We start from the raw sequence: 26,914 nt of genomic DNA, 5'->3' as shown, positions 1-26,914 counted from the left end.
AAGTTTTCCAAAGTTTGTTTGAATTTAGTCATTTTACCGAAAAATATAAATCAAAACCGGATGAGTTACAGGGTATATAATATTTAATAGAGCTGATTGTTCAGCACAGCGGAAATTATGCGTTCAGGAAAGAGGCAGCACATGAAAACGTTACTAGTCACAGGCTACCGTGCCCACGAGCTGGGCATTTATGACAGCAAGCATCAGGGCATTCCCTATATCAAAAAAGCGCTCACGAACCGGATTGTACCGCTGGTGGAGGAGGGGCTAGAATGGATCATCACGCCCGGACAATATGGCGTCGATCTGTGGGCCTGCGAGGTGGTACTGGAGCTGAAGCAGCAATACCCCGGACTGAAGCTGGGCATTATTACGGCACATGCGGCGCCGGAGGAGAAGTGGAAGGAAGAGAAGCAGAATGAGTACCGCCGTATTATTGCCGGAGCTGACTACTACGGTGCCGTAAGTAATGCGCCCTATGACGGAAGCTGGCAGTTCCGGGCCAGAGATGATCTTCTCTTCCGGAAAAGCGACGGGATACTGTTGTTCTATGACGAGGATGCTGCAGAAGGCACTGCGAAGTTCACCAAGGAGCGCGCCATGAAGCTGCATGCCGAAGGCGAGTACGAGCTGTATCTGATGCACGCAGAGGAGATTCAGAACATCGCTGACGAAGAGAGCCAACGGGATTATGAATAAGGGGGAGATTTATGAACCGGGAAGCAGTATACACTGAGGATGTTTGTTATGTTATTCTGCTGAGTCCAACAGCGCAGGACCGCAGGGATATGGATATTATCCGGGCGCATGTCAAGCATCTGCAGGAGCTGGAGCGCAGCGGACAGCTGGTGCTGTGCGGACCGTTCAGCGACAGTCCCGGCGGGATGGTCATTATCCGTGCTGCCTCCCGGGAGGCAGCGGAAGTCATCGCCCAGCGGGACCCGTATGTTACATCAGGTATCCGCAGCTACGAGCTGCGCACCTGGGGCCTGTCCCATGAAGGCAACAGGCATATGGGTATAGCCGCAGATTAGGGCGGGCCGGGTCAGATGAAGCTTTTCAGCGAGGGGGCCTTCCGCACCTTATAGTTCTGTTCATACGCGTAAGCGAGCCTGATCAGCACCGGCTCCTCATAAGCGCGGGCAGAGAAGGTTACGCCAAAAGGGGCCCCGGCTGAGGTATAGCCTGACGGTACAACGATGGACGGGTAGCCGGCTCTTGAGGTAATCCGTGCGCCGAAGTCAGCGGGAAACAATAGGGCGTCGAGCTGATGCTCACGCATCGTGGCGTCGATCCCCTGCTCCTTGCAGAGCCGGAGATCCGTCATGCGGTCACGCAGATATTGCGGCTCGGTGAAGGTGCCCGAGGTCGTATATTCAGCATCCAGCAGCGTAGCTTGCCCGAACTTCAGCGTTTGCACCGGATGGGCATGGTTGAAGTCTATAATATCCTTCAGGGTGCGCATGGGGGCACCCGGACCCAGGCGCGCCAGGTAAGCGTTCAGCGAGGTTTTGAATTCATTCAGCACCACGGACGAATAGCTGATCTCCCGCGCCGTGGTAATCTCTGCCGGATCTATGATAGTTGCTCCAAGCTCGCGCATTCTGTCCACAGAGGCATTGAACAGCGCCAGCTGCTCCTCTGTCAGCTCCTCGAAGTAATAATCGCGCGGAATTCCGATGCGGGCCCCTTGCAGTCCGTTGGCATCCAGGAAGACAGTATAATCCTCATGAACCTTGCCTCTGTTAGTGCCCATGGCGGCATCCTTCTCATCCTGCCCGAGCAGGGCATTCAGCAGAAGCACAGCATCACGGACCGTTCTAGCCATAGGTCCAGCGGTATCCTGCGTACTGGAGAGCGGCAGAATGCCGGAGCGGCTGATCAGCCCCACCGTGGGCTTAATACCTATAATAGAGCCGAGGTTGCCGGGGTTGAGGATGGAGCCGGAGGTTTCTGTTCCAACGGATACCGTGCAGAAATTGCAGGCGACCGCTACCGCAGACCCGGCGCTGGAGCCGCCTGTCGGAGTGGAGATATTGTAGGGGTTAAGCACCTGCCCGCCCCGGGAGCTGTAGCCGGAGGGCATGCCGTTCGTCATGAAGTTGGCGAATTCCGTCATGTTGGCTTTGCCCATAATGATAGCTCCCGCCTCGCGCAGCCTGCTGATGATGAAGGCATCCTCTCCGGCAAAAGAATCCGCCAACGCGAGCGAGCCCGCACTGGTATGCATGTTGTCCCCGGTATTAATGTTATCCTTCAGCAGCACCGGGATGCCGTGCAGCGGTCCGCGCGGACCCTGAAGCTGGCGCTCCGTGTCGAGGGATTCAGCGATGAACAGCGCATCTGGATTAATCTCCAGCACGGAGTTAACCGTCAGGCCGCTTTTGTCATGATCGGCTATGCGTTCAAGATACATCAGGACTAATTGTCTGGAAGTGATCTCTCCGGTATCCAGAGCAGCCCCAATCTCAGATATAGTAGCCTCTACGATTTCAAAACTCATGCGGGTTCACGCTTCTTTCCCTTTATGATTGTGTAGTTTCTCCTACATCTAAACACAGTTTTGGCTGTGTTCATAGTGTTGTTTTTGCCGTCCGGCGGACCTTCACTTTGCGTGTTAACTTTAAAAGGTGATTAAGAAGTACCCTACTGTGGTTAAATACATGACATGATTTAACAAGACTTGCCAATATCACTAGGAGGAATCGAACTTGAAGAAATGGACTACGTTATGTATGGGTGTTGCTCTATCCGTTGCCCTGGCTGCCTGCGGCAATAATGAGGAGGCCAAACCATCGGAGGGGGCTGCAACCGCCGCTCCATCTTCAGCTGCTGCAACCACGGCGCCTGAAGCTTCCGCATCGGCAGCGCCTGCTGAACAGACTACGGATGGAGTTCCAACGGTAGATGAATTGATTCAGAAGACGGCTGCTGCCGGAGCAGAGCTGAAGGGCTTCGCTATGGATTCGCAGGTGAAGCAGAAGATCGTGATGAAACAAGGGGATCAGAACACAGAGCAAGCTACAGATATGACTATTAAATCTCAATTCACGAAGGACCCGCTGCAAATGCATCAGGAGATTGAGATGAAGCTGGCAGGCCAAGGCGATCAGAAGATGGAGCAGTACGTGACTGCGGACGGCTTCTACTCCATGACGAACGGCCAATGGATGAAGATGCCTTCTTCGATGAGTGAGCAGGTTGTTGCCGCGATGCAGCAGTCCGCAAGTCCTGAGAAGCAGCTGGAGCAGTTCAAGGCGATCTCCGAGCAAACGAAGATCACTGAGGATGGCGATAATTATCTGCTGGCCGCAGAGGTATCCGGTGACAGTGTCAAGGAACTGGCGAAGAGTTACATGAACCAGGGCGGCAGCGCTGACCCGCAGATGGCTGCGATGATGGAGCAGATGAACATCAAGAGCATGAACATCTCTTACGCTGTAGACAAGAAGACGTATTATCCAACCAAGACGGATGTTACCATGGTCATGGATATGACCAGCGGAGAACAAACCATGTCGATGGATATGAATATGACTGCAACCATCAAAGATCATAACAAGGTTACCGAAATCAAGATTCCGCAGGAAGCACTGGATGCCAAAGAAATCGAGATGCCGGCAGCTCCCGCAGCTCCGACAACTCCTTAATCGAGCGTATCGAGCTGAACAATAGAACAACAAGCAGAAACGGCGTTGCCACCCTCTTAAGGGGCGGCAACGCCGTTTCTGCTTGTAAAGCGGATTATAGACCAAACGGCGAGATACTGTTCAACAGTCCGAAGGCTGCTCCGGCAATGACGGATGCGATCAGCTTGTAGAAAATATATCCGGTAACCATATTGGCGATGGCAATCAGATACAGCGTGTCAAATCTGCGGCTGGTGGTATGGAGCGGATATTGGAACATCACCGTGTTGATGCTGATGAAGACAAACAGGAAAGACAGCACTAGCAGTGTAGTCGAGAAAGAGTGCAGGCTGATCATCAGCGACAGAATAGCCAGTACCAGCAGCGCCACTGCTGGAACGAGTAGAGTCCCTAGCCGTGTGATCAGCAGTTTGAGCTCGAAGCTGACCTTCTCCACCCGGAGTACGGCATAGGTAGCTGCACAGGCAACAGCAAGGCCTACTGCAGTTAATAGAAGCGGCTTCAGAAATCCGGGACCGAAGACTGCCGAGACGTCCCACTTGATGAACCAGGTAAGGAAATACAAGGCTGTCAGTACTGCCGTCAGACCCATTGTGATCAGACTGTTCATGAAATGAGCCGCCGTGACTTCTTTCATGGTGCTGTACGGACGGGTAAGGGCGTTCAGATAAAAGCTCCAATACTGTTTGCCTACCTGCTGCGCCTGCTGTACACGTTCATCTTGGAGCAGGGTGTTCCATTGCTCGGATACTTTACGCTGGGGCTGAGGTCCTCCAGGCTCCTGGCCCGGCCCCCCTGGGTTCGAGAAGGGCGTTCCGCCTTCCGGGTTGTTCATTGCTGTTCCTCCTTGTTGTGAAATATATGGAAATCACCATTCACTTTAGTATAGCATATGCTATAGCTGGAGCTGTCAGTCTTCTGTGCGGACAAAACCCTCTTCAGCCAAGTATTCCTCGGCCTCCTCTACCGTTTCAAACGCCATCTCCAGCTGGAGCCCGGCATAAAGGTACCACAGATCCTCCTCGAATCTCAGACTCAGCGTATGTCCGTCTTCGTTGTTCCACAGCGATTCCGCTTCGGCAGCACCCTGCTGCGCTTTTTTCTTTCTTTTGGCTGGAGCAGGGGCCACGGGAATGTACATCAGCAGCGAAGTGATCGAAGCATCCAGCAGCTCGCGCAGCGCAGCCTCCGAATAATCGCGGATATTCACCAGTCCCTTATCATCGGTCTCGTAGCCCCGCAGCAGACCGGCATAGACAAAGCCGTTGCCGTTAGGATGAATATGCGAAGCCACCGTCTTCTTGTCATGCCGGCTCTGCTCCAGGTGGTAATTCACCCGTCCTAGCGAGACCTTGCGCGCCTCAAGCTGGGGATAGGAATCAAGAATCGCTAATTTCTGTTCAAAAGTAAGCATATACAGCCTCCGGTTTCCATTTGAATATAAATCATCAGTTGATTATAGCATGGCAGTGGGGGCTGAACTACATAGCAGCTTGCTGTGCCCGCTCCCCAAGGCTTCACACTACAAGCGGCAGCCGCAGCACGAAGGAGCAGCCCTGCTGCGGAGTGCTGCCAAGCTCCAGAGTGCCACCCATCGCCTCGGCCAGCAGCCTGCTGAAGGTGAGGCCAAGCCCGAGTCCGCGCAGCACGCTCTGCTTGCCGGAGCTGCGGAAGAAGGCTTCGAATATCCGCTCCCGGTTGTCCGGATGGATACCCGGCCCGTTATCCGAGACAATGATTTCGGCCATTCCCTGCGGTGTGGCTGTAAGCGTAAGCTTCAGCTGAAGCCTGCGGTCCGGGGCCTTCGCCTGCACGCTGTTGTTCAGCAGATTCACGATAATCTGCTGGATACGCAGCGGATCACCCCGCAGAAGGAGGTGGGCCTCCGGCAGATGAAGGATGGGCTCACAGACGTCTTCACTCTGGGTCAGCTTCCATTGATAGAGAATTTCCTCCAGCAGCGGGGCAGCCTCCAGCTTGTCGTGGCGGACGGCAACCATGCCGGCGGTCAGCGCATTGTAGTCCAGCAGATCGGCAACCATATGCTGCAGCCTTCCGGTTTCAAGCAAAGCGATATCAAGGAATTCTCCGGCCTCTTCGCCTTCAACGACTCCCTCGCGGACCGCATGAAGCAGTCCTTTGATCGAGGTAACCGGGGTCTTGAGTTCATGGGACACTCCGGCCAGCATAATGGCCCGCGACTGCTCGAACTGCTGCAGCTTGGCGGCCATCTCCTGGAAGGAGACCAGCAGTTCATGAATCTCCCGCTCTTTGGCTCCGGTCTCAAGCACAATATTATACTGGCCGCTGCTGATCTGCGCGGCGGCAGCGGCCACCCGCTGCACCGGCTTGGCCAGCTTGATGGATAGGAGGTAGATCGTCAGCCAGCTTAAGATGATCAGAAAGACGATGATAATGGAGAAGAAGGTAATCTCCTCCTGCGGGATGTGACGCAGGGAGCGTTTGGACTGCATGACCAGTACTTGCCCGAGTGTGGCCTGGTCTCCCCGGATCTGTGCCGCAGCAGCTTTGTATTCCGGAGTACGTGAATCGGTCAGGCTATCGTTCAGCTTATAACGCATTTCTTCTCCGGTCATCGGTGGCGAGGAGTATAGCAGTTCGCCCGCAGGTCCGGTGATGATTACGCACATCTCTGTGGTCACTTTGAAAAAGCGCTTGCGGTCCTCAACCAGCTTATCTAGGCTGGGGTTAATGGCTAATTTGCCGTCTGTACCCACGCTGCGGTCGGCAATCTCCTGTGCCAGCAGACCGGTAGTCTGCATCCGGTTGTTCATGGCCTCCTGCTGTATCCACCAGAAGGTGAACAGCGCGGTCAGCAGCAGCCCGATGCTGATGATCAGCAGATAACGCAGCGTCCAGTACGAGAGGATGGAGGTATGCTTCCTGGCTCTCTTATTCATGTTGTCCATAATTGATAACCTGTTCCTCTCAGGGTGCGGATTTCGCCTTCACTGTCCGGCCAGTGGGAGAGCGCCTGGCGCAGTCTTTTGATGGAGAGATCGACGGCCCGGTCACTTCCCTCATAATCCATCTCCCACACATGCTCCAGCAGCTGGTCCCGGGTGCAGATCTGATTCGGGCGCTCGGCCAGGAACAGCAGCACCGACATGTCACGCGGGCTAAGGCTGACCTCCGCCCCGTTCAGAAATATACTGCGGGCCGAGTAATCAATGAACAGGCTGCCGAAATGGCGTTTGCGGCTGCCGTCCGACCACTGGGAGGGGCGGCGCAGCACTGCATTCACCCGTGCGACAACCTCCTCGGGAATGAAGGGCTTGGACATATAGTCATCGGCTCCCCCGTCCAGCCCTGCGAGCCGGTCCTTGATGCCGTCCCGGGCAGTGAGCATGATGACAGGGCAGCTGCTTTTCTCGCGGATCTGTGCGAGCAGCTCGAAGCCGTCTATCTCCGGCAGCATAATATCGAGCAGGATCAGCGAGGGCGGCGCTTCCTCGAAGGCTTCCAGGGCACTCCGGCCGTCTGCGGCACGGGTAACGTGGAAGCCCGCTTTTCGCAGATAGGCACTAAGCACCCGTGCGATGGCCTCCTCATCCTCTACAATTAGAATTGATTTCATAGCATTCAATCTCCTAGTTAAAATTACGACAATTCTATCATATTGCCGGCTTGTCTGCTTTGACTTATTCCCGACATATTGCTTTGTTAGAATAGGAATCAAGCCTGATAGGGATACAGAGAAATAGGATGGAGGAATACAATGAAGAAGAAAACCATTGCCTTAAGTGCAGCCGTAGTCGTCATCGCAGGAGCCATCACAGCATTCGTGTTACTTAACAATAGTCTGGGCAATAATGTTGAGATCGAATCTGTTATTCCTGAGCAGAGCCAGGGAACGGAGACCCAGAAGGCGGGAACTGCAAATGCGGCCGCAGCAACAGGTGCTGCGGTTACGGCAGAACAGCTGAACGGTGCCTGGACCATTGCCGAACCGTCCAAAGTCTACTTGTCCGTGACCACATCCAAAGAAACCGTGAACTTCGTTGACCCTTCCGTTAAGGGAACCTGGAATGTACAGCTGGAGGATGCCAGCGCCATGACGGGCGAAGGGACGGTAGAGATGAGTGCGCTGGATTCCGGCAACGGCCAGCGGGACGAGCATGTCAAGGGAACGGACTTCCTGTCCGTTGCGGAGTTCCCGGAGTCCACCTTTGTGGTGAAGTCCTTCTCCGAGCTTCCGAAGGAATGGACGGAGGGCACAGCAATGCCGGTTCAGTTGCAGGGTACGCTGACAGTTAAAGGCATAGCGAAGGAAGTTACGTTCGACTCACAAGCCGTATACAGCGGCGGACAGCTTAAGCTGTCCGGCACCACCATGGTCACGTTTGAAGATTTCGGCATGAGCAATCCGCATTCCATCGTGCTGGACACCGAGAATAACCTTGAGGTGCGTCTGGAGCTTGTACTGAGCAAATAATATAAAGTTGCAAGAATGACAAAGGGAACTCTCCCCGTTACCGTGGATTCGCGGCTGCGGGGGGAGTTTTTTGATGTAATAGGAAAATAAGATATCGAGGACATCCTCTAGCTCCGCCGGAAGTGGGAGGTACTTAAATAGGAGAGGGACAAATCCCTCTGATTGCGCAAGAAAGGCCAAAAGTGGTCTGCATGGCAAAATCAAAATGGAGCGATATGACTAAATGTTGGGTCAGGCAGGATGGGAACATGTACACGCCGGAGAGATTTTGATAGAATCAGAGGGACCTGAGCTTCATTAAGAGGAGGATCACACTAATGACAGAAGATAACGCTTACACGATAAAATGGGGCATTCTCAGCACAGGCTGGATCGCCCATCAGTTCGCAACAGATCTGGCCCATGCCAGCAATGGCGTGGCTTATGCGGTAGGCTCACGTACGCAGGCAAGCGCAGATGAGTTCGCCCGGAATCACGGCATCCCGGTGGCGTATGCAACCTACGAAGAACTGGTGAACGATCCTGAAGTAGACGCTGTATATATCGGAACGCCGCATCCGTTCCACAAAGAGAATGCGCTGCTCGCGCTGCGTGCAGGCAAGGCTGTGCTTTGCGAGAAGCCTTTTACTGTGAACAGCGCCGAACTGGAAGAAGTCGTAGCCTATGCCCGGGAGCAAAAGCTGTTCCTGATGGAAGCCATGTGGAGCCGCTATCTGCCTGCCAATGTCAAGGTTAGAGAATGGCTGGGGGCAGGACGTATTGGTGAGGTTCGGCTGGTTAAGGCGGATCTGGGCTTCCGTGCGGACTGGAACCCGGAAGGGCGTCTGCTGAATCCGGCTCTTGGCGGCGGGGCACTGCTGGATGTCGGGATCTATCCTGTCTCCTTCGCCTCGATGGTCCTCGGGCCCCATCCCGAAGCGGTATCCAGTACCGTTCATATCGGGGAGACCGGTGTGGACGAGCATTTCTCGCTGCTGCTATCCTACGGCGATGGTGTATCGGCATCACTGAACGGCGGCATCCGTCTGAATATGCACGAGGAAGCCTATGTCTACGGAACCGAAGGTCATATCATAGTCAAAGGCACTCTGGTCAATCCGAAATCGGCTGAGCTCTATGTGGACGGCGAATTGGTAGAGACCTTTGAAGATGACCGTTCTTCGGTCGGGTATTCCTTCGAGGCGGAAGAGGTGGGCCGCTGTCTCCAGGCTGGGCTTACCGAGAGCCCGGTGATGACATTGGATGAATCCGTGGCGCTAATGAAGCTGCTGGATAAAGTCCGTGAACAGTGGGGGCTGAAGTATCCCGGTGAATAAACCCGCTGTTCGTGTTATCCATCTATAAGCTGATGAGGAAGGGGGGATATCAGATGACATTGATTGCTGACCGCTATCAGGGTTGCCTGCAAGGTCTGGCCGCTGGCGATGCGCTGGGAACTACTGTGGAGTTCCAGGCACCTGGAACCTTCGAGCCGCTTACGGATATTGTGGGCGGCGGGGTTTTTGCCCTGCAGCCGGGTCAGTGGACGGACGACACCTCGATGGCGCTCTGCCTTGCGGAGAGTCTGCTAACGGTGCAGGCCTGTGATCCTGTAGATCAGATGAAGCGTTATGTGAAGTGGTACCGCGAAGGCGTCCTTAGCAGTACAGGGAAATGCTTCGATATCGGGAATGCGACGCGTGCAGCACTGCATCAGTTTGAAAGGAGCGGTGAGGGGTTCAGCGGTTCAGATGATCCTCATTCGGCCGGTAACGGTTCGATTATGCGCTTGGCTCCGGTGGTGATGTACTATGCGGAGCATCCCGCCGAGGCCATCCGCAAAGCGGCGCTTAGTTCAAGGACCACGCATGGTGCGGCTGAGTGTGTCTCTGCTTGCCGGTTGCTGGCGGCGTATATTCTCGCCGGGCTGCACGGCTGGAGCAAGCAGGATATGCTGGCTGCGGATGCTTTTGGCGGGTGGCTGCAGGAGGATAGTCTGACGCCGCATATGCTGAATATTAAGCATGGCTCCTACCGGATGAAAGAGCCGCCGGAGATTCAAGGCTCGGGTTATGTGGTTGAGTCGCTTGAAGCGGCGCTATGGGCTTTTCACAAATCCTCCAGCTTCGCTGAAGGCGCACTGCTCGCCGTGAATCTCGGCAATGACGCCGACACCACCGGTGCAGTCTACGGCCAGATCGCCGGTGCGTACTACGGGCTTGAAGGCATCCCCGCCGAATGGAGCCGCAAGCTGGCGATGCGTGAGCGGATCAGCGACTACGCCGGGCGGTTGTATACCGAGCGGGTGAAATGACGGGGAATAGTTGGCATAACGGGTAAAATAACCGGGAGCTGGCATGAGGCAGGCTGGGTGCATCTGTAATGGGGCACTCAGCCTTTTTTTGCATAAGGAGAGAGAGGGGACGGGACGGGGCTACAGGAAAAAGTAAGGAGGCGGAAAGTGCTGGTATGGCTGCGGCTCTGGCGACTCTGGCGACTCTGGAAACTCTGGAAACTCTGGAAACTTTAAGGTGCCCTTAACTCCATTAAGTGGAAAAACGTCATTTAATTCTGGGCGAACCCGTAATGTAGGGGCAGTAGTTGGAAAAATGCAGCTTACTTCGGCTTGATTTAGCTGATATGGCAGATATGGCTATAATTAAGTGTTGAAAATCCAACTAAATCCAATAAAGCAGAAATGCCAGAATCAATAAGTGTTGAAAATCCAATTAATGGTTCGTCCGTAAGGACAAGACTGCGACTCTCCTAAAATATGTTATAATACTCGGACACCCTTAGCTGTGCGGATTAGTTGCAGGCTGAGGCTATTCATTTATGCGGAGGGGGCGTGTATTGTTGACTGCAAGTCTATCCAATCTGTTACTGAAGCCGGATAACCACCAGCAGAATAACGAATTACTTCAGGAAATCGGCAGCTATATCCTAACCGACATATTGAATCATCCGCTTATCGTAGAGGATTCCATGAATATCAGCATACTGCTGGATGGATCAACCGCCCTCGGAATCGTAGATGACATCTCGGATATCGATATTATCCTTATTTGCCGGGAGGAATGTTATGAATCCATTACTGGACGATTCGAACGAGCGGGGCTGATCCCGGAGCAGAGCAGTCTATTTGTTGATGTGCATCTGCCCGGCGGGAAGACGGGACACTATACCCTTTTGAGATTATCCGGGCTGGAGCAGGCACTATTGAAGGGGCAAATGGATTGGCTGTGGAACGCCTCTGTCTCCTGTATATACCATGACCCGCTGGACGTGAAGGCGCTGTTCGCGCAATTCCTCCCGCTTCCTCCGGAGCTTCTAATGAGCATACGGAAAAATGCCTACATAGACCTTCGAAGTGCTGCCAAAAGCCTGGATAACCCGGTGCGCCGCGGAGCTGCCTTTCCGATTCTTTTTCAGGCGGTGGAGGTGTTCAAGTGGGCTCTACGTTGTGCGATCACAGTGGAGGGGTACCCCTACCCGTATGACAAATGGCTTGTGCCAGTAGCGGAGCAGCTCCCGGTGGGGAAGAGGGTACTTGATTGTATGAACGACTTCTGGTTATATCTCAGAGAAGATGCATCCTATGTGGCAATGTATCAGGAGGATAACAGCTTTGTGAAGATGGAGAAGCGGGTCCGCAAGGTGCTACTGGAGGAGTTACGCCTGCGCGGCATAGAGGAGCCTTGGCTGGTGGAGTGGTGGAAGTATATGGAGGGATGATTGTCATATTTGCTGGAGGCGATCCTTAATGCAGTTAAGACAAATGGCTGTGGCATTGTTATTCAATGAGCAGCAAGAGATATTATTTCTTCAAAAGAAAACAGAGGCTACATTCCTCTCCGGGCATCTCGTCCCTGTTGGCGGGCATCTCGAAGAGCAGGAAATCAGTGATCCGCAGAAGGCCTGCCTGAGAGAGATTGCGGAAGAAACCGGATTAACTTCTCACAGTATTAATGATCTGTCACTGCGTTATATTATTCACCGGGTGAAGGAGAATCGGGAGATTCGTATTCAGTATGTTTTTATAGGCAGGGTAGTAGTGGGCAGTAGAATACTTGAGAGTGACGAGGGACGGCTGATGTGGGTGAACGGCAGTGCGCTTAATCAATATCCTGTAACCGCCTCCACCAGAGAAGTGATAGCACATTATCTTGAGACAGGGATACATAACAAGCAGTTATATACGGGTACGATGCATTCGGTTCTGGGAGAGCCTGCGATACAGTGGGCAATTCTGCAGGATTGGGAAGGACAGGTGATAGAATGAAGGACAAGGTTTGCATTCTTGGAGTTCCATTCTCCAAACTTACGCTTGAACAGACGACCTCGCTGCTGGACGAACATATTATGGACGCTCAGGGAGGAATGTTTCATCTCATTACGGCGAATCCGGAGATAACACTTGCGAGCCAGACAGATGAACAACTCCGGGAGATTATCGGCTCGGCAGATCTGATTGTGCCTGACGGGATCGGCATTGTGATGGCGGCAAGAAGACAAGGAGAGCCTATTCCGGAACGGGTAACCGGCTACGATTTGCTGCTGAGCTTACTTGCACAGGGTAATGAGCGTGGGTGGAGTTTTTATTTTCTGGGGACAGATGAACTAACGAGCGTACAGGCGGTGGAGCAGATTACCCTGCGCTATCCGCAGGTGAAGATTGCCGGAAGGCATCATGGATTCTTTACACTAGAAGAGGAATCCGATATCATCACCGATATTCGGCAGGCCAAGCCGGAGGTTCTCATTCTTGCCATGGGTGCACCCTATTCCGACAAATGGCTGTATAAGAATAAAGAAGAATTGCGGGGGGTTAAGGTTGTGTTTGGTGTTGGAGGGAGTCTGGATGTGATTTCGGGCAAAGTAAAGCTGGCACCGGCCATCTGGAAAAAGCTTAATCTGGAGTGGGCGCACAGGCTGTTGTTCTCACCTGTCGCCAAAGGCCAGAAATCACGCTGGCGCAGACAATCTGCTCTGCCCAAATTCGTCTTCCGGACGATGATACGCAAGTAATGTAAACCGCCCCTCCATTTTGGGTAATATAGTTATAAGAGAATTGAGGAGGAGACGACATGGGCAACCCGCTGAAGGAATTCAAGAGCAGCATCAATGGCCTGAAGCAGTCGCTGGACGGTGTGAAGCAATCAGTGGACGGGCTGAAGGCCCCGGTGGATGAGTTCAAGACGAATGTGCAGGAGACGCTGGATGAGGCGAAGCTGAGACAAGAAGGGGTCAAGTCAGAGCTGGGACGGATGAAGCAGGCGGTGAAGGAAACGCAGGCCGTACTCGTCGAGGTAAAGGACACCCTTACGGCATCGGCGGATGTGCTGTATACCAGGAAGCGATATGTAAGACTGTTCGGCCGTAAAAGAAAACCGCTAACCGCCAAGGCCCGGCGTTTGTAAACCAAGCACCTGCCTGCGGCAGAGCAGCTGCTTCGCCTATGAAGTTATCGTTCCAATGTAAGCAGCAGTTTAACAGGGGATGGAAGTTTGCCTTGCCTGAAGACAGCAAGCTGCGCGTTAACCAGCCCCATGCAACAAGTGGAAACGGCCACGCTGTCCTCCAAAAGGATGACATACGTTTCAGCGAGAAAGATGAGGGATTTTTATTGCGCGAAGCCTATAAATCCTTATATTGCCAAAAAGACGCAAGAGTCAAACGGTATAAATACCGTTCCGCTCTTGCGTCTTTTTGAATGATGCGAACTGGAGAGCCGTTAGTTCAGCCGGTTACGCCGCTTCCGCAAGCCCCGCAGAATCAAGGTAAGGTCAAGCTTAGACTCCCCAGCGAATCTACCATAAACACAGGTACAGACTGCTCACCGATCTCAGTCTCTACATTATTATAGCTGTTCTCGAACTGGCCGCTGATCATGGCTGGTCCGGTGAGCTGGCCTACCTCGCCCTGGAGCACCAGGTAACGGCCGTTCGAGCGGGCAACGGTTCTTCCGGCAGAGTCGATATACATTTCCTCGCAGGATAACGTTACTTTCTCATAAGGATGAAGCTCAAGCTGCGAAGCATCTATCGTGGTATAGGTGAACTCCTGGTAGATTTCCAAGAATTCATAGACCCCGTTCACCTGACGGAAGATGGCGGTCCGATCCGCTGCGCCATCTGTCAGATCCGTATTCATTACCCGAATGGAGCCGTCCTCTGCCATTAGCTCGTAGCCGCTGCCGGTGAAGCTGAACAGCAGGGCGATGCCCTCCGGCCGGATCGTATAAGCAGTGAAGGTGCTGCGTTCGTTAGCTGGGCTGCCGGTAGCCACAACTACCGGAACCTCAGAGTAAGCGGACAGCGCTTCGTCAAAAGCAAGACTGCTCAGTGCCGCCGCATCCGGGATGACGTCTCCGGTACGGGTGGAGACCGTCCCGTCTCCGCTCATCTCAGCGTAGACCAGCCTGCTGCCGGAATCCACTCCGGCTACAGCAATCTGGGCCCCGTAGCGTCCGGTGACGGAGGCTGTAAGGGAGTAGCTGCCCGGGACTTCGCCGCCCGGAAGCAGTCTTACCGGCTCGGCGGTATTCCAGGCCAGGGTTGCGGCAGCGATGGCCCCGGAGGTATCCTGCACCGGGGCCAGCCCGGTATAGAGCCTGATCGCTTCGGCATACTGGCCGCTGCGCACTTGCCGCGCTCCGGCGCGAAGCAGCCGGGTAATGCCGTTGTCGATCAGCTTCAGCACCTTGGAGGAGGTAATGCCTGCTGATGCGGCATAGCTGCGGTAGCTGAGCGCGTGTCCGGCGAAGGCTGCGGTATAATCGCCGTCCAGATCTTTGTTCAGGATGAGCGCTGCGCTCTCCTGCACCTGCTTCCTGATCCAGGGCGCCGTATAACTATGACTCCTATAAGCTTCTTCCATAGATAAGGCACTGTCCAGCATAGGCCCGAAGCTTCCGGCTGCGGCGAGCGCCTGGAGTCTGGCGGTATCATGGGCCTTGAACTCCGCCGCCAGCAGTTCTTCCTTGGCTGCTTCTCCTCCGTAATAGCCATCCGGAATCTGCAGCAGGCGCCATTTGAAGCTGTCGGTATTATCGCTATTGCCGCTGCCCGTACCGGCGGACGTTCCCGTCTGCGGTCCCGCCGCGAGTCCGGCAAGAAACTGCTCCTTGAACTGCCGGAACCCTGCTGTCATCTTGTCCGAAAGGCCTGATTCGGCTGAGAGCTGGCGATAATAGACCTCATAAGGCCCGCCCGCAATCATATACTTGCCCTTCAGGCTGAGCAGGGCGGCATAACTCTCCATGTATCCGGTGAAATCCTTAACGGTCAGCTGGTCTTCCAGGGTTAAGGAAAGTCTGCTCAGACTGCTGCGTATATCCGTAATCGGGGCAAGCTCTGCAAGTCTTGCGGCAACCTCTTCTTCCTTATAGGAAATCGCCGTATTGGCCGCTGCCAGCCGGTACCGGTTCTCGGCGGCGATCAGCTCTCCGGCAGCGTATAGCCGCCCGGCTTCCTGTATGTCCTGAATCTTGTCCCTGATCCCCAGAGCCTTCTGTCCGAGCAGGACCAGCATGAAGATACACAGAATGATCATAATATTCCGCAGGGTTAAAGCCTGTTTGATCGTCATATAATATAGCCCCTTTATTCATATATAAGGATTAGAGCGGCAGACAGCTTCTAAACCTTACATTTCAGGGTCCCAGCGGTATTTAAGCTCACGAATTTCCTCGACCTTGGCATCCAGCCCGTTCCAGGGCTCGTAGGGGTTGGCGGCAATGAGTCTGGATAAGCGCAGGAAGCGGTCCTTGGGCAGATCCTGCACATATCTCCCGATCATTCCCGAATAGAGCAGCGCGTACCGCTTCATCCGTACAGCCGCACCGGCAACGGCGGTCAGAATGATCAGCCCTCTGTCCATTTCGAGGATCTGCACCTCATAATTCTTGACATAGCGCAGGGTGCGGTCCTTGATCAATTCGGGCCGGACCTTGGCAATTTCGCCAATATATTCAGCCAGCAGCGGCTCGAAGTCCTTCAGCAGCAGCTGCTCCAGCTCCAGATTCATGTCTTTGCGAAGCTGGAAGCCGTGCAGCAGGGCGACACGCTGGCGGGAGATCCGGTCTCCGCGCAGCAGAATGGAGATCTCGCGCAGCTTCTCATAAGCGAGCACATCGTTCTCGCGCAGGACAGACACGGCTTCCTGGCGGTTGAGCTCCAGATCCTCCTTAATGCTGAAGATGTTACGGCCGAGCAGTTTGTTAAGGGCGTACAGATTTTCGTTCTGCCGCACTTTTCGCTGCGTATAGTAGACCAGTCCCGCTAATACGATGCCGCCTGCACCGCATAATATCATCTCCTGGAGACTCTGACCGAAATAGATTCCCGCCAGAGTGAGCAGGAGAATGAACAGCAGCCGGGTATGCATCCGGCGCCCGGCCAGGGCTGCCGCATGCTTCTCCACCGGAATCAGCGCGGCCCGCCCGCAGCGGGTGCAGCGTTCTTCGCCAAGTGCAGTGTAACGGCCGCAGCGGCGGCAGATGCGGAGCTTCCCGAAGGCGTAGCGGGGTGCCTTGAAGGGCCGGAAGATGGCCGGTTTCTTTTTATTCACGGGCCGTGTCCCCTCCGTTCAATGCAGCAAGCAGCCGCTCGTCAATATCCTCACGGGTCAGCGGCTTCCGCTGGCGTGAAGCATAAAGAATAATCTGAATAACAGCATAAAGAAACGTTATCCCGAGTATGGCGTATGTAATCATGGAAGTCGTCCTTTCTGTGATGGTTACGGTCTTTTAATCAAATATTCAGGATTGCGGCGTATACTTAGAATAGTTCATCCGGCTCAGAATGGCGATTGTAAGTGAAGGAAGTGCCGGTCCAGCGGTCACTGTGTTGAAGTTTACAAGGTTTAATTATATCATAATGACATGTAATTGACAGAATTTAGCTATGCTTTTCGGATCTGCCAGATCCGCCGAATTTAACACAAGAGGAGCCCTATTTATGCTTCGTACAGAACGTAATTACAGAACGGCCAAGAATAGACTGCAGCGCATCTTGCCTGCACTGATCATGATCCTGTGTCTCACCGTATCCCCTTTCTACGCTTCGAGAGCGAACGCTGCTTCTGCCGCGCCCTCGCATATCGACGCTGTACTGCTGATTGATGTCAGCAACTCGATGAACAAGAGTGACAAGAACAAGATTGCCAATGAAGCGATGAAGATGTTCATTGATATGCTGTCTGCGCAGGGCGACAAGGTCGGCATCGTGGCCTACACCGACAAGGTGCAGCGTGAGAAGGCGCTGCTTGGTATCAATTCAGCCGGTGACAAGCAGGATCTGAAGGATTTCATTGACGGGCTAAGCCGCGGGCCTTACACAGATCTGGCAGTCGGGATGCAAGAGGCTGTGAAGGTGCTTGAGAACGGCAGCGATCCCGGCCATGAGCCGATGATCGTCATGCTGGCGGACGGCAATAATGACCTGAATGAAGCCAGCGGCCGGAAGCAGTCCGATTCCGATCAGGAGCTGAAGGCAGCCGTAGAAGCGGCCAAGCAGAAGGGTTATCCCGTATATACCATCGGGCTGAATGCCGATGGCAAGCTGAACAAGAATATTCTGACGGGCCTGTCCGATCAGACAGGCGGCAAGGCGTTCACGACGAATTCTGCGGATGATCTGCCGCAGATTCTCAGCGAGATTTTTGCCAGCCACTTGAAGCTGAAGGTTGTGCCTGTGCCGTCGATTACGGCGAACGGCGATTATCAGGAAGTGACGGTCAATGTGCCGAACGGCAGCGTGCTGGAAGCCAATATCTCAATCATGTCCTCGAAGCCGGTTACGGCGAAGCTCAGTGATCCGTCAGGGAAGGAAGTAGCGATCCCCTCGGATCAGGTCCTGCTGTCGAAATCGTCCACCTACACGCTGATCAAGCTGCTCTCTCCGGACGAAGGAGACTGGAAGCTCCGGGTCAAGGGGGTGCCGAAGGACAAGATCGACATCAACCTGGTATTCAACTACGATCTGGAGCTTAAGCTGGATGCCCTGCCTTCCCAGTCTTATCGCAAAGGCGACACGGTAGACATCTCCTCCCATCTGTTCAGCAACGGGATAGAGGTAACGGAGAGCAGCCTGTACAAGGAGATGAAGGCAGTACTGCTTGCGACCGATGTGGATACCGGCCAGGTGCAGGAGATTCCGCTGGACAATTCGGGCGCCGAGTTCAAGGGTGCTTTTGAAATAAAGGATAATCATGAATATGAACTGAAGGTCCGGGCAGAAGAGAGCAGCTTCTACCGCGAGAGCGATGTGCTGACCATTAACGCCAAGACGGGAACGGTGGCTACCACCCCGCCGTCAACAGGCCCTGCTCCGGGCGATAACCCGGTAACAGATGAGAAGTCATCGAACACGCTGTACTATATCATTGGCGGAATTGTTCTGCTGCTGGCAGCCGCTGCTGCATTCTGGCTGCTGCGCCGCGGCTCAAACCGCGGGTTCGTCGGACAGCTGGTTGTGGAAGTGCTGGACGGCAATACCGGAGAGAAGACTTATCCGCAGTATAAGAAGCTTGCCGGATTCCGCGGCAAATTCACGCTGCACCAGCTCTTGCAGCTTGCGCCTGAACTGAAGGAGAGCGAGAAGCTGGTCTTCACTCCGGGAACCAATGACCGGCTGCTGCTGCGCGGGGGCGAAGGGATCTCCGTGGAGCGTTCGGGGCGTGCCGCCGATACCTCACGGGGGCTGGAGATGAAGAGCGGTGACCGGGTTACGGTCTCGCTGCAGACGGTAGACAAGACGATTTTACTGGAATATTTGATATAAGAGCTAACAGCAGACTATGCTTCATACAACTTTAGGGGGAAAACCTATGAAACCGGTAGTAAGAGAACATATTCAGCAGCTTGATGTGTCGCTGGGCGGCGGGATCGTCAGCGACAAGATCAGAGTGGACACCATTGACAACCCGATTCTGATCATCGGACTTGGCGGCACGGGCATAGATGCCCTGCTGCGGCTCAAATACCAGATTAACCGCCGCTTCAAGCTGCCGGAAGACCCGTTGTCCAAGAAGAAGCGGGATAAGCCCGACAACGTGGAATTCCTGGCGTTCGAGACTAATGAACAGGACCGCGGCAAAAAATACAAAGGCATCGGCCTCGACCCGCAGAATGAATTCGTGCTGCTGGCCAATGCCGAGATTGGCGGCCTGCTGCAGAACCGCAGCATTCTGGATTCTTATATTACAGACTGGCTGTCGCCGGAGCTGAGCATCACAGACGGCATGAACGGGGCCGCCGGGGTGCGCCAGGCCGGGCGCCTGCTGCTGTTCACGAAGATTAACCAGGTGGTTGCAGCCATCGACAAGAAGATCAAGACGCTGTCCGTGGGCACCAGCAAGAAGCTGATGGTCTTCCTGCTCACCGGCTTGTCCGGCGGAACCGGCAGCGGGGCATTCCTGGACATCGCCTATATCGTACGCGGTATTATTGAACGGGATTACGGCGCAGCCGGAATTGACCGTGTGAACACGCTGGGTTATCTCTTCACACCGGATGTGAATCTGGCGAACAAGAGCCTCAGCGAGCATACCCGCGAGTATATCCGCAAGAACGGCTATGCTGCGCTCAAAGAGCTGGATTACTGGATGAACGTGGACAGCCGGGGCGAACGGTTCCGCCAGCAGTACGGCAATATCCTGAACGTGAATTCGCCGCTGCCGCCGTTCAATCTCTGTCATCTGATCTCCGCAACCAATACCGAAGGCAAGCTGCTGGAGAACGCCTATGATTACTGCATGAATGTGACGGCCGAGAATATCACCAATTTCATGGCCAGTGAAGAGAAGGCCTCCGGCGAAGAATTCGCCATCCATGACTATATCAGCAACATCCGTACGAACATTGCGCAGATGAACAAGACGTATCCTGCGAACTATGAATATAACATTATCGGTGCGTCCTCGGCCGTGCTGCCGATTGAGGAAATGACGACTTATCTGGCTTACCGCCTGTTCGACAAGATGGACAAGATGTTCCATCACGCTCCCGGGCAGGAAGATGTGGAGAAGATGGCGCGCAAGCTCGGCATTGATCTGGACACCATGATCAAGACGTTCGAGTCCCGTGTGCCGGAGCCGCTGCCGGGCTATCAGAACAGTGAGCGCCTCAGCCATGCCAATGTCGTTAAGAATCAGGTAGTCAGCATGGACACGGAGCTGGAGCAGAACTTCCTGGCCCGTGCGCGCGAAGAATATATCAAAGCGAAGAAGCAGCTGCCGGGCGAGATTACCGGACGGTTCAGCGAAGAGCTGGAGCGCATCTTCCTGCATCCCGAGCAGGGTCCGTTCTATGTATCGCGGCTGCTCTATACCGAGAAGGGCTTCTGCATCCTGAAGCTGATCCAGTCGTATATCGAAGCGCTGCGTGAGAGTCTCCTGCGCCTGCCGCGTGATATTGAGACCGCACAGGACAGTGCGGAGGAGAAGCTGGGCGATGCGCGCAGCGCTTTTGTCTCCAAGGAGAAGAAGAAGAATGCTTATATTGAAGCCAAGATCAATGAATACTGGCTGCATGCCGATGTGGAGCGCACCGAGCAGATGATCCAGTTCTATGAGGATCTGTATGAGCTGCTGAATGAGGAGAACAGCCGGATTTACGGCGTATTCACAGAGATCCTGACGGCGCTCAGCTCGATCTTCGAGAAGAACGGCGACATTCTGATCAATGGTGAAGAGCAGGCTGACCACAAGGGCAACAAGACCTACTACTGGAATATCGTCAATGTGCCGGATATCTCGGCGACGATCTCCAAGGTCATGGACCAGAAGGACGGCGACGATCTGATCCGCGACTTCACACGCGAGATGCTGAAGCATTCGGGCCGCTGGGTCAAGGAGCAGGAGATCGACATCGTCCGTTCGATCTCGGAATTCCTCAGCGACAAGTTCGGCGATCTTATTACCCGCTCCATGGAGGATTTCCTGGTGATGAAATACGGGCGCGAGGAGCCGCTGGATAAGTTCGTGGAGCGGATTATTGCCGGACGTCTGGACGAGGATGCCGTGCCGATCTTCCATCTCAGCAACAGCTCGGGCAGCCTGCACTTCCCGTCATGGGGCTTCGTATCTGTGCCGGTGAAGGCGCCGGGGATTCTGAAGGGTATCCGCAATTATCAGAACAATGCGCTGGGCAAATCACAGTTCACGATCAAGGAGAGCCAGGTGAAGAACCGGATCTTCTGGCTGAATACGCGCAATGGGGTACCGCTGTTTGTATACACGCCGCTGCGGGTGTTCGAGGAGAATTATGAACGGACCATCCTGGACAAAGAAGGGATCGGCCGCCATCTGGTGATGACCGACAAGGACAACTGGACTTATCTGCCTTCACCGATTCCGGAGAAATCATGGGGCGATACCTATATGAACCCGCGGGTCCGTGACTATAATGCCAGAGTCCGTGCGGATTTCGCCCGGGCACTGGAAGCCGGTGTCATTATCGAGAAGGGCGTTGACGAGAATACGAGCAGCCGCTTCTCGGTGATCTTCACGAAGCCGTTTGACCTCACCAAGCTGCTCGGGGGATATGATCTGCAGCTCGACTCCCCGCGTCCGAATCTGGGGGAAGTGCGCAAAGCCGCTGAAGAGCTGAAGGCACTCCGCACCAGCGGGCTGGAACGTGAGAGCGTGAAGGATATCTTCGGCAGTATCAACCTGGAGCTGGCTCAGGAGAACCTGATCCGTTCACCGCAGCTCATTGCCCGTGTCCGTGAAGAGCTGGCGAAATACGACGCGCTCACGGCTAAGGCGGCGGAGCTGGAAGTACTGGTCCACCAGCATCTGGATGAAGACAAATGGATCGACCAGTTCATCGAAGCGCTGTACACCGATACCATTACCAAAAAAGGCGCGCTGTATGTCTATGACCGCGACGAGGACGAAGATGCCTGGGAGCCGTTCGCCAACCTGATGAAGGAACGCAGCTACGTGGAGTATGCCGTCTACCGCCATTTCCGTGCGCTTGATGAGAAGAGCCGCAGTGTCCTGCTGCGCAAGGCGGCACGCCGGGCCGGAGAGATGACGGCGGCGGAGGATGTGACTCCGCTGCTGTATAAGCTGGAAGGGATGTATGTATCGTTCCTGGAAGCGCGCGACAGCCTGGAATATGAGCGGGTTGAGCATGCGGACGGCGATGAAATGTACGGCTTCTACAAGAGCCTGACCGGCAAGCTCGGCAGCATCCGCAGAAAGCTGAAGTAAGCCTATGATCAGAGACCAGGCCTTACAATATGCAGAGCAATACGCTGCGCAGGAGGAAGCACAGCATAATAAGGGGGATGGGCGCAGCAGCATCCATTACCCCGCTCTGTTTCTGTTCCTCGGCGACAAGGTGACCCCGGCCATCGGTCCGGTGCTGGAGCGCTGCGAGCGCAAATGGGACAATGCAGGCGGTGTCATGGCGCTGCATGCGGGTTCTCCCAGCGGCAGCGGCAGTACGCAGGAGAAGGATGGCATCAAGGGATGGATCGGCAGCGGGAACAGCAGCGTTCATGAACGTGTGATGCATATGGCCCTGCCGAACACGGCGGGCCGTGATCCCCGGACGGTCCGGCGGGAGCTGTACCGTGAATTTCATGAGGACAGCCAGTACCTGGCCGGGATGAACCGGACGCTGCGCCAGTTAAGCAACAGCATAGCGGACTATGGACGGCTGTATTCATCCTTTGACGTCATCCATCTGTCGGTCGTTACGCGTGTCGATGACCCGCAGAATGTGCTGCTGCCGGAGATTGCCCTGCTGGCCCGGGCGATACTCAGCCAGTCGTTCAAATCGGTGCAGACCGATCTGTATGCGCTGATCAATGAGCGGGAGCAAGGGGATAACTTCGGCTATTCCAGCTCGGTAGGGCTGGCTTTTCTGCGTGAGCTGGACGGGATGCAGGCGGCGGATTATGCCTTAAGTGCTCCGCTGCTCGTTACGGAGGAAGGGCTGTCGATCCCTGTGAATCATGGCCCTTCCGCACTGTTCGATCTGGTCTATCTGCTCTCCGATAAGAATGAGCGCGGACTGATGTCGGTTCACGGGATGGACGACAATTATGAGATTATCGCCCATATCAGCCTGCTGAAGAACCGGGTCCGGCCTGCCGCCGATCAGGCCTCCGGTCATGGCGGCTATAATAATATGACCTTCAAAAGCGGCATCCGGGGCAGCACCGGCAGACAAGGCTACGCGTCGGCCGGATTCTCGGCGGTCCGCAGGCCGAACAAGCAGATTGCGCTGGCGGTGCTGTACCATGCCCTGCATTATCTGGCCGGGAGGCTGAAGACAGGCCAGACCCGGAGCCTTAAGGAGCGGCAGGCGCTGCTGGGCCTTGGAGCCGATTCCCTGCGGGCCCGTGCGGCGGAATTGCTGCCGGATGAATCCGGTCTCTCGGAGATGACCGGACTGATGAGCCATGGACGTCCGTCCTACTCGCAGCTGAAGATGCTGTCGCTGCGCGAAGCCGAGGAGCTGCTCTTCGGTGACGGGGCGCAGGCGTATTTCCGCAGCAACTTTACGGAGGTGTCTGCAAGAAGAGCGGAGGGCATCGACCCGGCCCGGGAGTGGGCAGGGGTTCTGGCGGCCGGGGAGCAGGGAGCTTCACCGCTGACCTTCTATCAGCTCGCGGAATGGACGGGGGAGAGAACGGGCGAAGGAGGCAGCGTGCTGCACGCCTTGCGCCAGCATATGGGCGGCCTGCGTTCCGCACTTCTCTCCGCGCAGGAGGAGCTGGAACGGCTCTATGCGGAGAGTGTGGAGCGCCAGCCGTTCCAGCGGGTACCGCTGCTGGACAAACGGACGGTGCGTAACTTCATTCATTATCTGTTCGGTGCCGTCTACGGCAAGAAATATGAGATTCTGCTGCTGGAAAGCGAGCTTGCCCTCTGTCTGCTATACGATACTGCCCTGGAGCAGCTGCACGCTACAAGCAAGGCCAAGGTCGCAGCGATGGAAGCGCTGGAGGCAGAACTGCACGGCATTGCGCTCGCCAGCATCGGCCGCAGCAACGAGACTGTGGACCAGAACATCATGGAGTATTACCGTGGTGTGACGGATGAGGTAATGAAGGATATCGAAACGCAGCGCGGTACAGGGATCTTCTTCAGTGAGCGGTTCATGGGGAGTCTGTCGGAGCTGCTGGACCGCGGCGGCGATGTAGTGGCTGACCGGCTGATCGGCATTTGCCGCCGGGAGCTGCTGAGCGCAGGACCGTTCACGCTTCCGTTCGAGGAAGAGCTGCTGCGGCGGGCCAATGTCGCGGCAGCTTATGAGAACCGGGGGATTGTCTCCAAGGAGGAGCTGTTCAAGCAGCTCTACCGCAGTCTGGAAGAGGAGGCTGCGATGAATGTCCGCCTGTTTGAATACACGCAGGAGCACCGGCATGAGGAGAAGTATTTCTTCGGCGACAGTGACTCCGAATTCCTGCGCTACGCCTTCGGAGCTGACGAGACCACCCGGATCTACCGGCTGGGACTGGTGCATGAGCAGCGCAGAAGCGGAGTGGAGAAGCTGAATCTGATGGGCGGCTTCCATCTGGAGGACCTGCTCTATTACCGCAACGGCAAGGTCTATTACGAGACCTATGCCGGCAACGGCTACTCGCTGCACGGGCTGGAAGAGGAAGAGCTGCCGGAGATGAGATAGGCGTAAGCTTCAAGCGCATGATTAATAAGATGTTCCCGGAAAGGATGAAATGCAATGCAGCGAAAAATCAATCTGCTCGTGCTGCTGTTCAGTCTGCTGGGCGGTGGCGTAGCTTTTGTTCTGGGCGAGCTGCTGCTGGACCGCAGGCCGTATGATCTGCCCCAGATGGTGCTGGTCGGCATCTATTTTGCCATCGTGGCCCTGTGTGTGGGGATAGGCTGCCTGGTAGCGGAGACCATCTCACCTAAGCTGAACGGGCAGTCCTGGAAGCTGCGTTACCTGGGCTCCTCGTGGAAAATGTTCCCGCTGATGGTCGTGCTGCTGCTGGGTGTCGGTACGCTGACAGAGTTTGTGTATGAGCTGAATTTCGGCGGCATTAAGCCGGTGAAGAATGTCGTCATGGTGATTGATGATTCCGGCAGTATGATGCAGAGCGATCCGTCGGACCGGCGTTATGCGGCGGCCAAGGATTTGGTAGGCCAGCTCAAAAAAGACAACCGGGTGGCTGTAGTCACCTTCAGCAATGAGGCCTCCGTCGTCCAGCCGCTGATCCCGCTCTCCAAAGCGGAGAACCGCGAGAAGGTCATGGAGGTCATCGGCAGTCTGAAGACCACCGAGGGCGGTACGAATATCAGCGGTGCGCTGGCAGAAGCGATGACTGTCATCCATGAAGACGGAGTGGACCGGGGAGCGATGGTCATTCTTTTGTCCGACGGTGTCAGCCAGTTCAATACCTCTACGGAGCTGACAGCCTACCGGGAGCGGGGCATTGCGGTGAATACGATCGGGCTTGCCCTGGATGATCCTTCCGGCGCCACTCTGTTGCAGGATATCGCGGGCAACACCGGCGGGCAGTATTATGATGTTGCCGATGCGAACCGGCTGGGGGAAGTATTCCAGCAGATCTATGACCGTCTGGGAGACCGGAGCCTGCTCACCGAGCGCAGCGACGAAACGGCGGACAGTCCTTATTATGCTGTGGTCCGTGTTCTGGCACTGATGCTGCTCGGCACGGCGCTGGGCCTGGGGCTGGGCATTGTGTTCGATAACCGCCATCTGGCCCGGAGCTTCAGTATCGGGGGTGCGGTATCGGGACTCGCTGCGGGACTGATTCTGGAAGCAGGCCTTAACGGAAATACAGTCTGGGACCCTATCACCCGGCTGCTGGCTCTGCTCGTGCTTGCTGCAATTCTTACCTTGTTCACTTATATAGTGCCGGTTGGAGAAGGGCGCCTGTTGCGCCGGGGAAGAGCGGCCGGAGCTGCCCATGCGCCTGCGGATGGCCCGGGTTCACCCCGCCGTAACCGCGGCAGTAAGGGATTCTAAGTGAAATGCAAGGAGAGGAGCCAGTTGCCATGAAGTACGCTGAGGTGGATGCATCCACACCGGTGATTACCGAGATTGTATCCAGAGTGGAAGACCGGTTCTGTACGCTGCGCTGGCGCTGGCCGGATGGCGTGCAGGCGGTCTGTATACACAAGGCCTCTGCAGAGGCACCGGACGATCCAGAGCTTCCGCCTTCGGGCATGAAGCTCTATACACGGGAAGAGTACAAAGCGAATAACGGCTACCGTGACCGGCTGGACGAGATCGGGCTGGTGGCGTATACCATATATGTGCGGCTTAGCGGGAACGGGGAGACGCTGCTGGTCCGTCAGCGGGACGGCGGCAACCGGACGACCGTCAGCGCAGGCAAAGCGAGAATCTACTATTCCATCCAGCACAAAAAAGGATTGTTCAGCAAACTGAAGACGGTGCAGATGACGATTACTGCCGAGGTTCCGGTCCCGAAGGAAGTGCTCTGCTACGTTAAAAAACGGGATGCCCACCCGTCCTCCAAAGACGACGGCGCACTCTTCCCGTTCGTCCAGGATTTCGCCCCCGGCCGGAACCAGCTCCCGCCGATTGAGGTCGGCAAAGACGACTTCATCCGTATTTTTTTCACGGACGGCCGTAAGTATGGCGTGTATTATGAGCTGGTCCCGGAATGAACAGTGCGGGAGCTCTAGAGATACAATTTGCTCCATTATAGTTGTACGAACTGCAGCTATTCGGACGCAAGCCGGCTGGAACGGTAATATAGCTGTACAAAGTGCAGTTATATTACACTGCAGGGACCACATACAAGCAGGATGTGAGCTATATAAGAAGATTAAAGTACAGCGGAATAATTCAAGAAAT

Annotated in this window: 23 protein-coding genes; 15 read left to right on the top strand and 8 right to left on the bottom strand. The window is 55.1% G+C overall.

The genetic code is table 11. The features are described 5' to 3' along the window. Positions 1 to 141 precede the first annotated feature (141 nt). Both HQN87_RS19495 and HQN87_RS19490 read left to right on the top strand, forming a co-directional pair. Positions 142 to 699 (top strand): SLOG family protein, encoded by a 558-nt coding sequence (locus tag HQN87_RS19495; RefSeq protein ID WP_173136777.1) that lies wholly within the window; start codon positions 142 to 144, stop codon positions 697 to 699. A gap of 11 nt (positions 700 to 710) precedes the next feature. Next, the gene (locus HQN87_RS19490) at positions 711 to 1,034 is read left to right on the top strand and encodes a YciI family protein (protein WP_173136775.1); all 324 of its coding nucleotides are present in this window, start codon (positions 711 to 713) and stop codon (positions 1,032 to 1,034) included. An 11-nt stretch (positions 1,035 to 1,045) separates the two neighbouring features. Here the strand turns inward: HQN87_RS19490 and HQN87_RS19485 are convergent, their stop codons facing one another. Beyond that, positions 1,046 to 2,503: an amidase family protein gene (locus HQN87_RS19485; RefSeq protein WP_173136773.1), complete on the bottom strand. Its 1,458-nt coding sequence runs from the start codon at positions 2,501 to 2,503 to the stop codon at positions 1,046 to 1,048. Positions 2,504 to 2,711: 208 nt separating this feature from the next. Between HQN87_RS19485 and HQN87_RS19480 the strand changes: the two genes are divergently transcribed. Next, positions 2,712 to 3,650 (top strand): DUF6612 family protein, encoded by a 939-nt coding sequence (locus HQN87_RS19480; protein ID WP_173136771.1) that lies wholly within the window; start codon positions 2,712 to 2,714, stop codon positions 3,648 to 3,650. Between the two features lie 94 nt (positions 3,651 to 3,744). On the opposite strand, the gene HQN87_RS19475 is transcribed toward HQN87_RS19480, so the two are convergent. The 4 genes from HQN87_RS19475 to HQN87_RS19460 all read right to left on the bottom strand — a co-directional run bounded on the left by HQN87_RS19475 (position 3,745) and on the right by HQN87_RS19460 (position 7,248). Beyond that, positions 3,745 to 4,485, bottom strand: a complete 741-nt coding sequence (locus HQN87_RS19475) for a hypothetical protein (RefSeq protein ID WP_173136769.1) — start codon at positions 4,483 to 4,485, stop codon at positions 3,745 to 3,747. 75 nt (positions 4,486 to 4,560) lie between these two features. Continuing rightward, on the bottom strand, positions 4,561 to 5,064 hold the full coding sequence (locus HQN87_RS19470) for a hypothetical protein (RefSeq protein ID WP_173136767.1): 504 nt from the start codon (positions 5,062 to 5,064) through the stop codon (positions 4,561 to 4,563). 103 nt (positions 5,065 to 5,167) lie between these two features. Next, positions 5,168 to 6,580 carry a sensor histidine kinase gene (locus tag HQN87_RS19465; protein ID WP_216857369.1) on the bottom strand — a complete coding sequence of 471 codons (1,413 nt, stop codon included), beginning with the start codon at positions 6,578 to 6,580 and terminating at the stop codon, positions 5,168 to 5,170. Then, a complete protein-coding gene (locus tag HQN87_RS19460) occupies positions 6,568 to 7,248 on the bottom strand; it encodes a response regulator transcription factor (protein WP_173136763.1) in 681 nt (226 codons plus the stop codon). Before HQN87_RS19460 ends, HQN87_RS19465 begins: the two co-directional genes overlap by 13 nt. A 141-nt stretch (positions 7,249 to 7,389) precedes the next feature. Here HQN87_RS19460 and HQN87_RS19455 point away from each other — a divergent pair, with 141 nt between their 5' ends. The 7 genes from HQN87_RS19455 (at position 7,390) to HQN87_RS19425 (ending at position 13,505) form a co-directional block, all read left to right on the top strand. Beyond that, positions 7,390 to 8,106, top strand: a complete 717-nt coding sequence (locus tag HQN87_RS19455; protein WP_173136761.1) for a YceI family protein — start codon at positions 7,390 to 7,392, stop codon at positions 8,104 to 8,106. A 317-nt stretch (positions 8,107 to 8,423) separates the two neighbouring features. Beyond that, the gene (locus tag HQN87_RS19450) at positions 8,424 to 9,422 is read left to right on the top strand and encodes a Gfo/Idh/MocA family protein (protein ID WP_173136759.1); all 999 of its coding nucleotides are present in this window, start codon (positions 8,424 to 8,426) and stop codon (positions 9,420 to 9,422) included. A 53-nt stretch (positions 9,423 to 9,475) separates the two neighbouring features. Continuing rightward, positions 9,476 to 10,399 carry an ADP-ribosylglycohydrolase family protein gene (locus HQN87_RS19445; RefSeq protein ID WP_173136757.1) on the top strand — a complete coding sequence of 308 codons (924 nt, stop codon included), beginning with the start codon at positions 9,476 to 9,478 and terminating at the stop codon, positions 10,397 to 10,399. A gap of 542 nt (positions 10,400 to 10,941) precedes the next feature. Then, a complete protein-coding gene (locus tag HQN87_RS19440; RefSeq protein ID WP_173136756.1) occupies positions 10,942 to 11,820 on the top strand; it encodes a hypothetical protein in 879 nt (292 codons plus the stop codon). A gap of 28 nt (positions 11,821 to 11,848) precedes the next feature. Beyond that, positions 11,849 to 12,367 carry an NUDIX hydrolase gene (locus HQN87_RS19435; protein WP_173136755.1) on the top strand — a complete coding sequence of 173 codons (519 nt, stop codon included), beginning with the start codon at positions 11,849 to 11,851 and terminating at the stop codon, positions 12,365 to 12,367. Continuing rightward, a complete protein-coding gene (locus HQN87_RS19430) occupies positions 12,364 to 13,113 on the top strand; it encodes a WecB/TagA/CpsF family glycosyltransferase (RefSeq protein ID WP_173136754.1) in 750 nt (249 codons plus the stop codon). Before HQN87_RS19435 ends, HQN87_RS19430 begins: the two co-directional genes overlap by 4 nt. Positions 13,114 to 13,172: 59 nt before the next feature. Continuing rightward, positions 13,173 to 13,505, top strand: coding sequence for a hypothetical protein (locus HQN87_RS19425; protein WP_173136753.1), 333 nt, complete (start codon positions 13,173 to 13,175; stop codon positions 13,503 to 13,505). Between the two features lie 355 nt (positions 13,506 to 13,860). Here the strand turns inward: HQN87_RS19425 and HQN87_RS19420 are convergent, their stop codons facing one another. From HQN87_RS19420 to HQN87_RS19410, 3 genes are read right to left on the bottom strand one after another with little or no spacing between them, the layout of a single operon-like run. Continuing rightward, complete coding sequence (locus HQN87_RS19420; RefSeq protein ID WP_173136752.1) at positions 13,861 to 15,675, bottom strand: hypothetical protein; 1,815 nt, start codon at positions 15,673 to 15,675, stop codon at positions 13,861 to 13,863. A 57-nt stretch (positions 15,676 to 15,732) separates the two neighbouring features. Further along, on the bottom strand, positions 15,733 to 16,656 hold the full coding sequence (locus HQN87_RS19415) for a hypothetical protein (RefSeq protein WP_173136751.1): 924 nt from the start codon (positions 16,654 to 16,656) through the stop codon (positions 15,733 to 15,735). Further along, positions 16,649 to 16,801 (bottom strand): hypothetical protein, encoded by a 153-nt coding sequence (locus tag HQN87_RS19410; protein ID WP_155991665.1) that lies wholly within the window; start codon positions 16,799 to 16,801, stop codon positions 16,649 to 16,651. Before HQN87_RS19410 ends, HQN87_RS19415 begins: the two co-directional genes overlap by 8 nt. Positions 16,802 to 17,045: 244 nt before the next feature. Here HQN87_RS19410 and HQN87_RS19405 point away from each other — a divergent pair, with 244 nt between their 5' ends. From HQN87_RS19405 to HQN87_RS19385, 5 genes are read left to right on the top strand one after another with little or no spacing between them, the layout of a single operon-like run. Next, positions 17,046 to 18,869 carry a vWA domain-containing protein gene (locus HQN87_RS19405; protein WP_173136750.1) on the top strand — a complete coding sequence of 608 codons (1,824 nt, stop codon included), beginning with the start codon at positions 17,046 to 17,048 and terminating at the stop codon, positions 18,867 to 18,869. Between the two features lie 46 nt (positions 18,870 to 18,915). Next, positions 18,916 to 22,305, top strand: a complete 3,390-nt coding sequence (locus tag HQN87_RS19400; protein WP_173136748.1) for a tubulin-like doman-containing protein — start codon at positions 18,916 to 18,918, stop codon at positions 22,303 to 22,305. Positions 22,306 to 22,309: 4 nt separating this feature from the next. Then, on the top strand, positions 22,310 to 24,733 hold the full coding sequence (locus tag HQN87_RS19395; protein WP_173136746.1) for an FtsZ/tubulin family protein: 2,424 nt from the start codon (positions 22,310 to 22,312) through the stop codon (positions 24,731 to 24,733). Positions 24,734 to 24,787: 54 nt separating this feature from the next. Then, entirely contained in the window at positions 24,788 to 26,059 is a 1,272-nt protein-coding gene (locus HQN87_RS19390) for a vWA domain-containing protein (RefSeq protein WP_173136744.1), read from the top strand. Positions 26,060 to 26,088: 29 nt separating this feature from the next. Next, a complete protein-coding gene (locus HQN87_RS19385; protein WP_173136742.1) occupies positions 26,089 to 26,724 on the top strand; it encodes a beta-mannanase in 636 nt (211 codons plus the stop codon). Positions 26,725 to 26,914 lie beyond the last annotated feature (190 nt).

The sequence above is a fragment of the Paenibacillus tritici genome (assembly GCF_013204885.1).
Lineage (GTDB): Bacteria > Bacillota > Bacilli > Paenibacillales > Paenibacillaceae > Paenibacillus_AQ > Paenibacillus_AQ tritici.
Note: the sequence above shows the minus strand (reverse complement) of the source record. Positions and strands in the feature narration are given on the sequence as shown.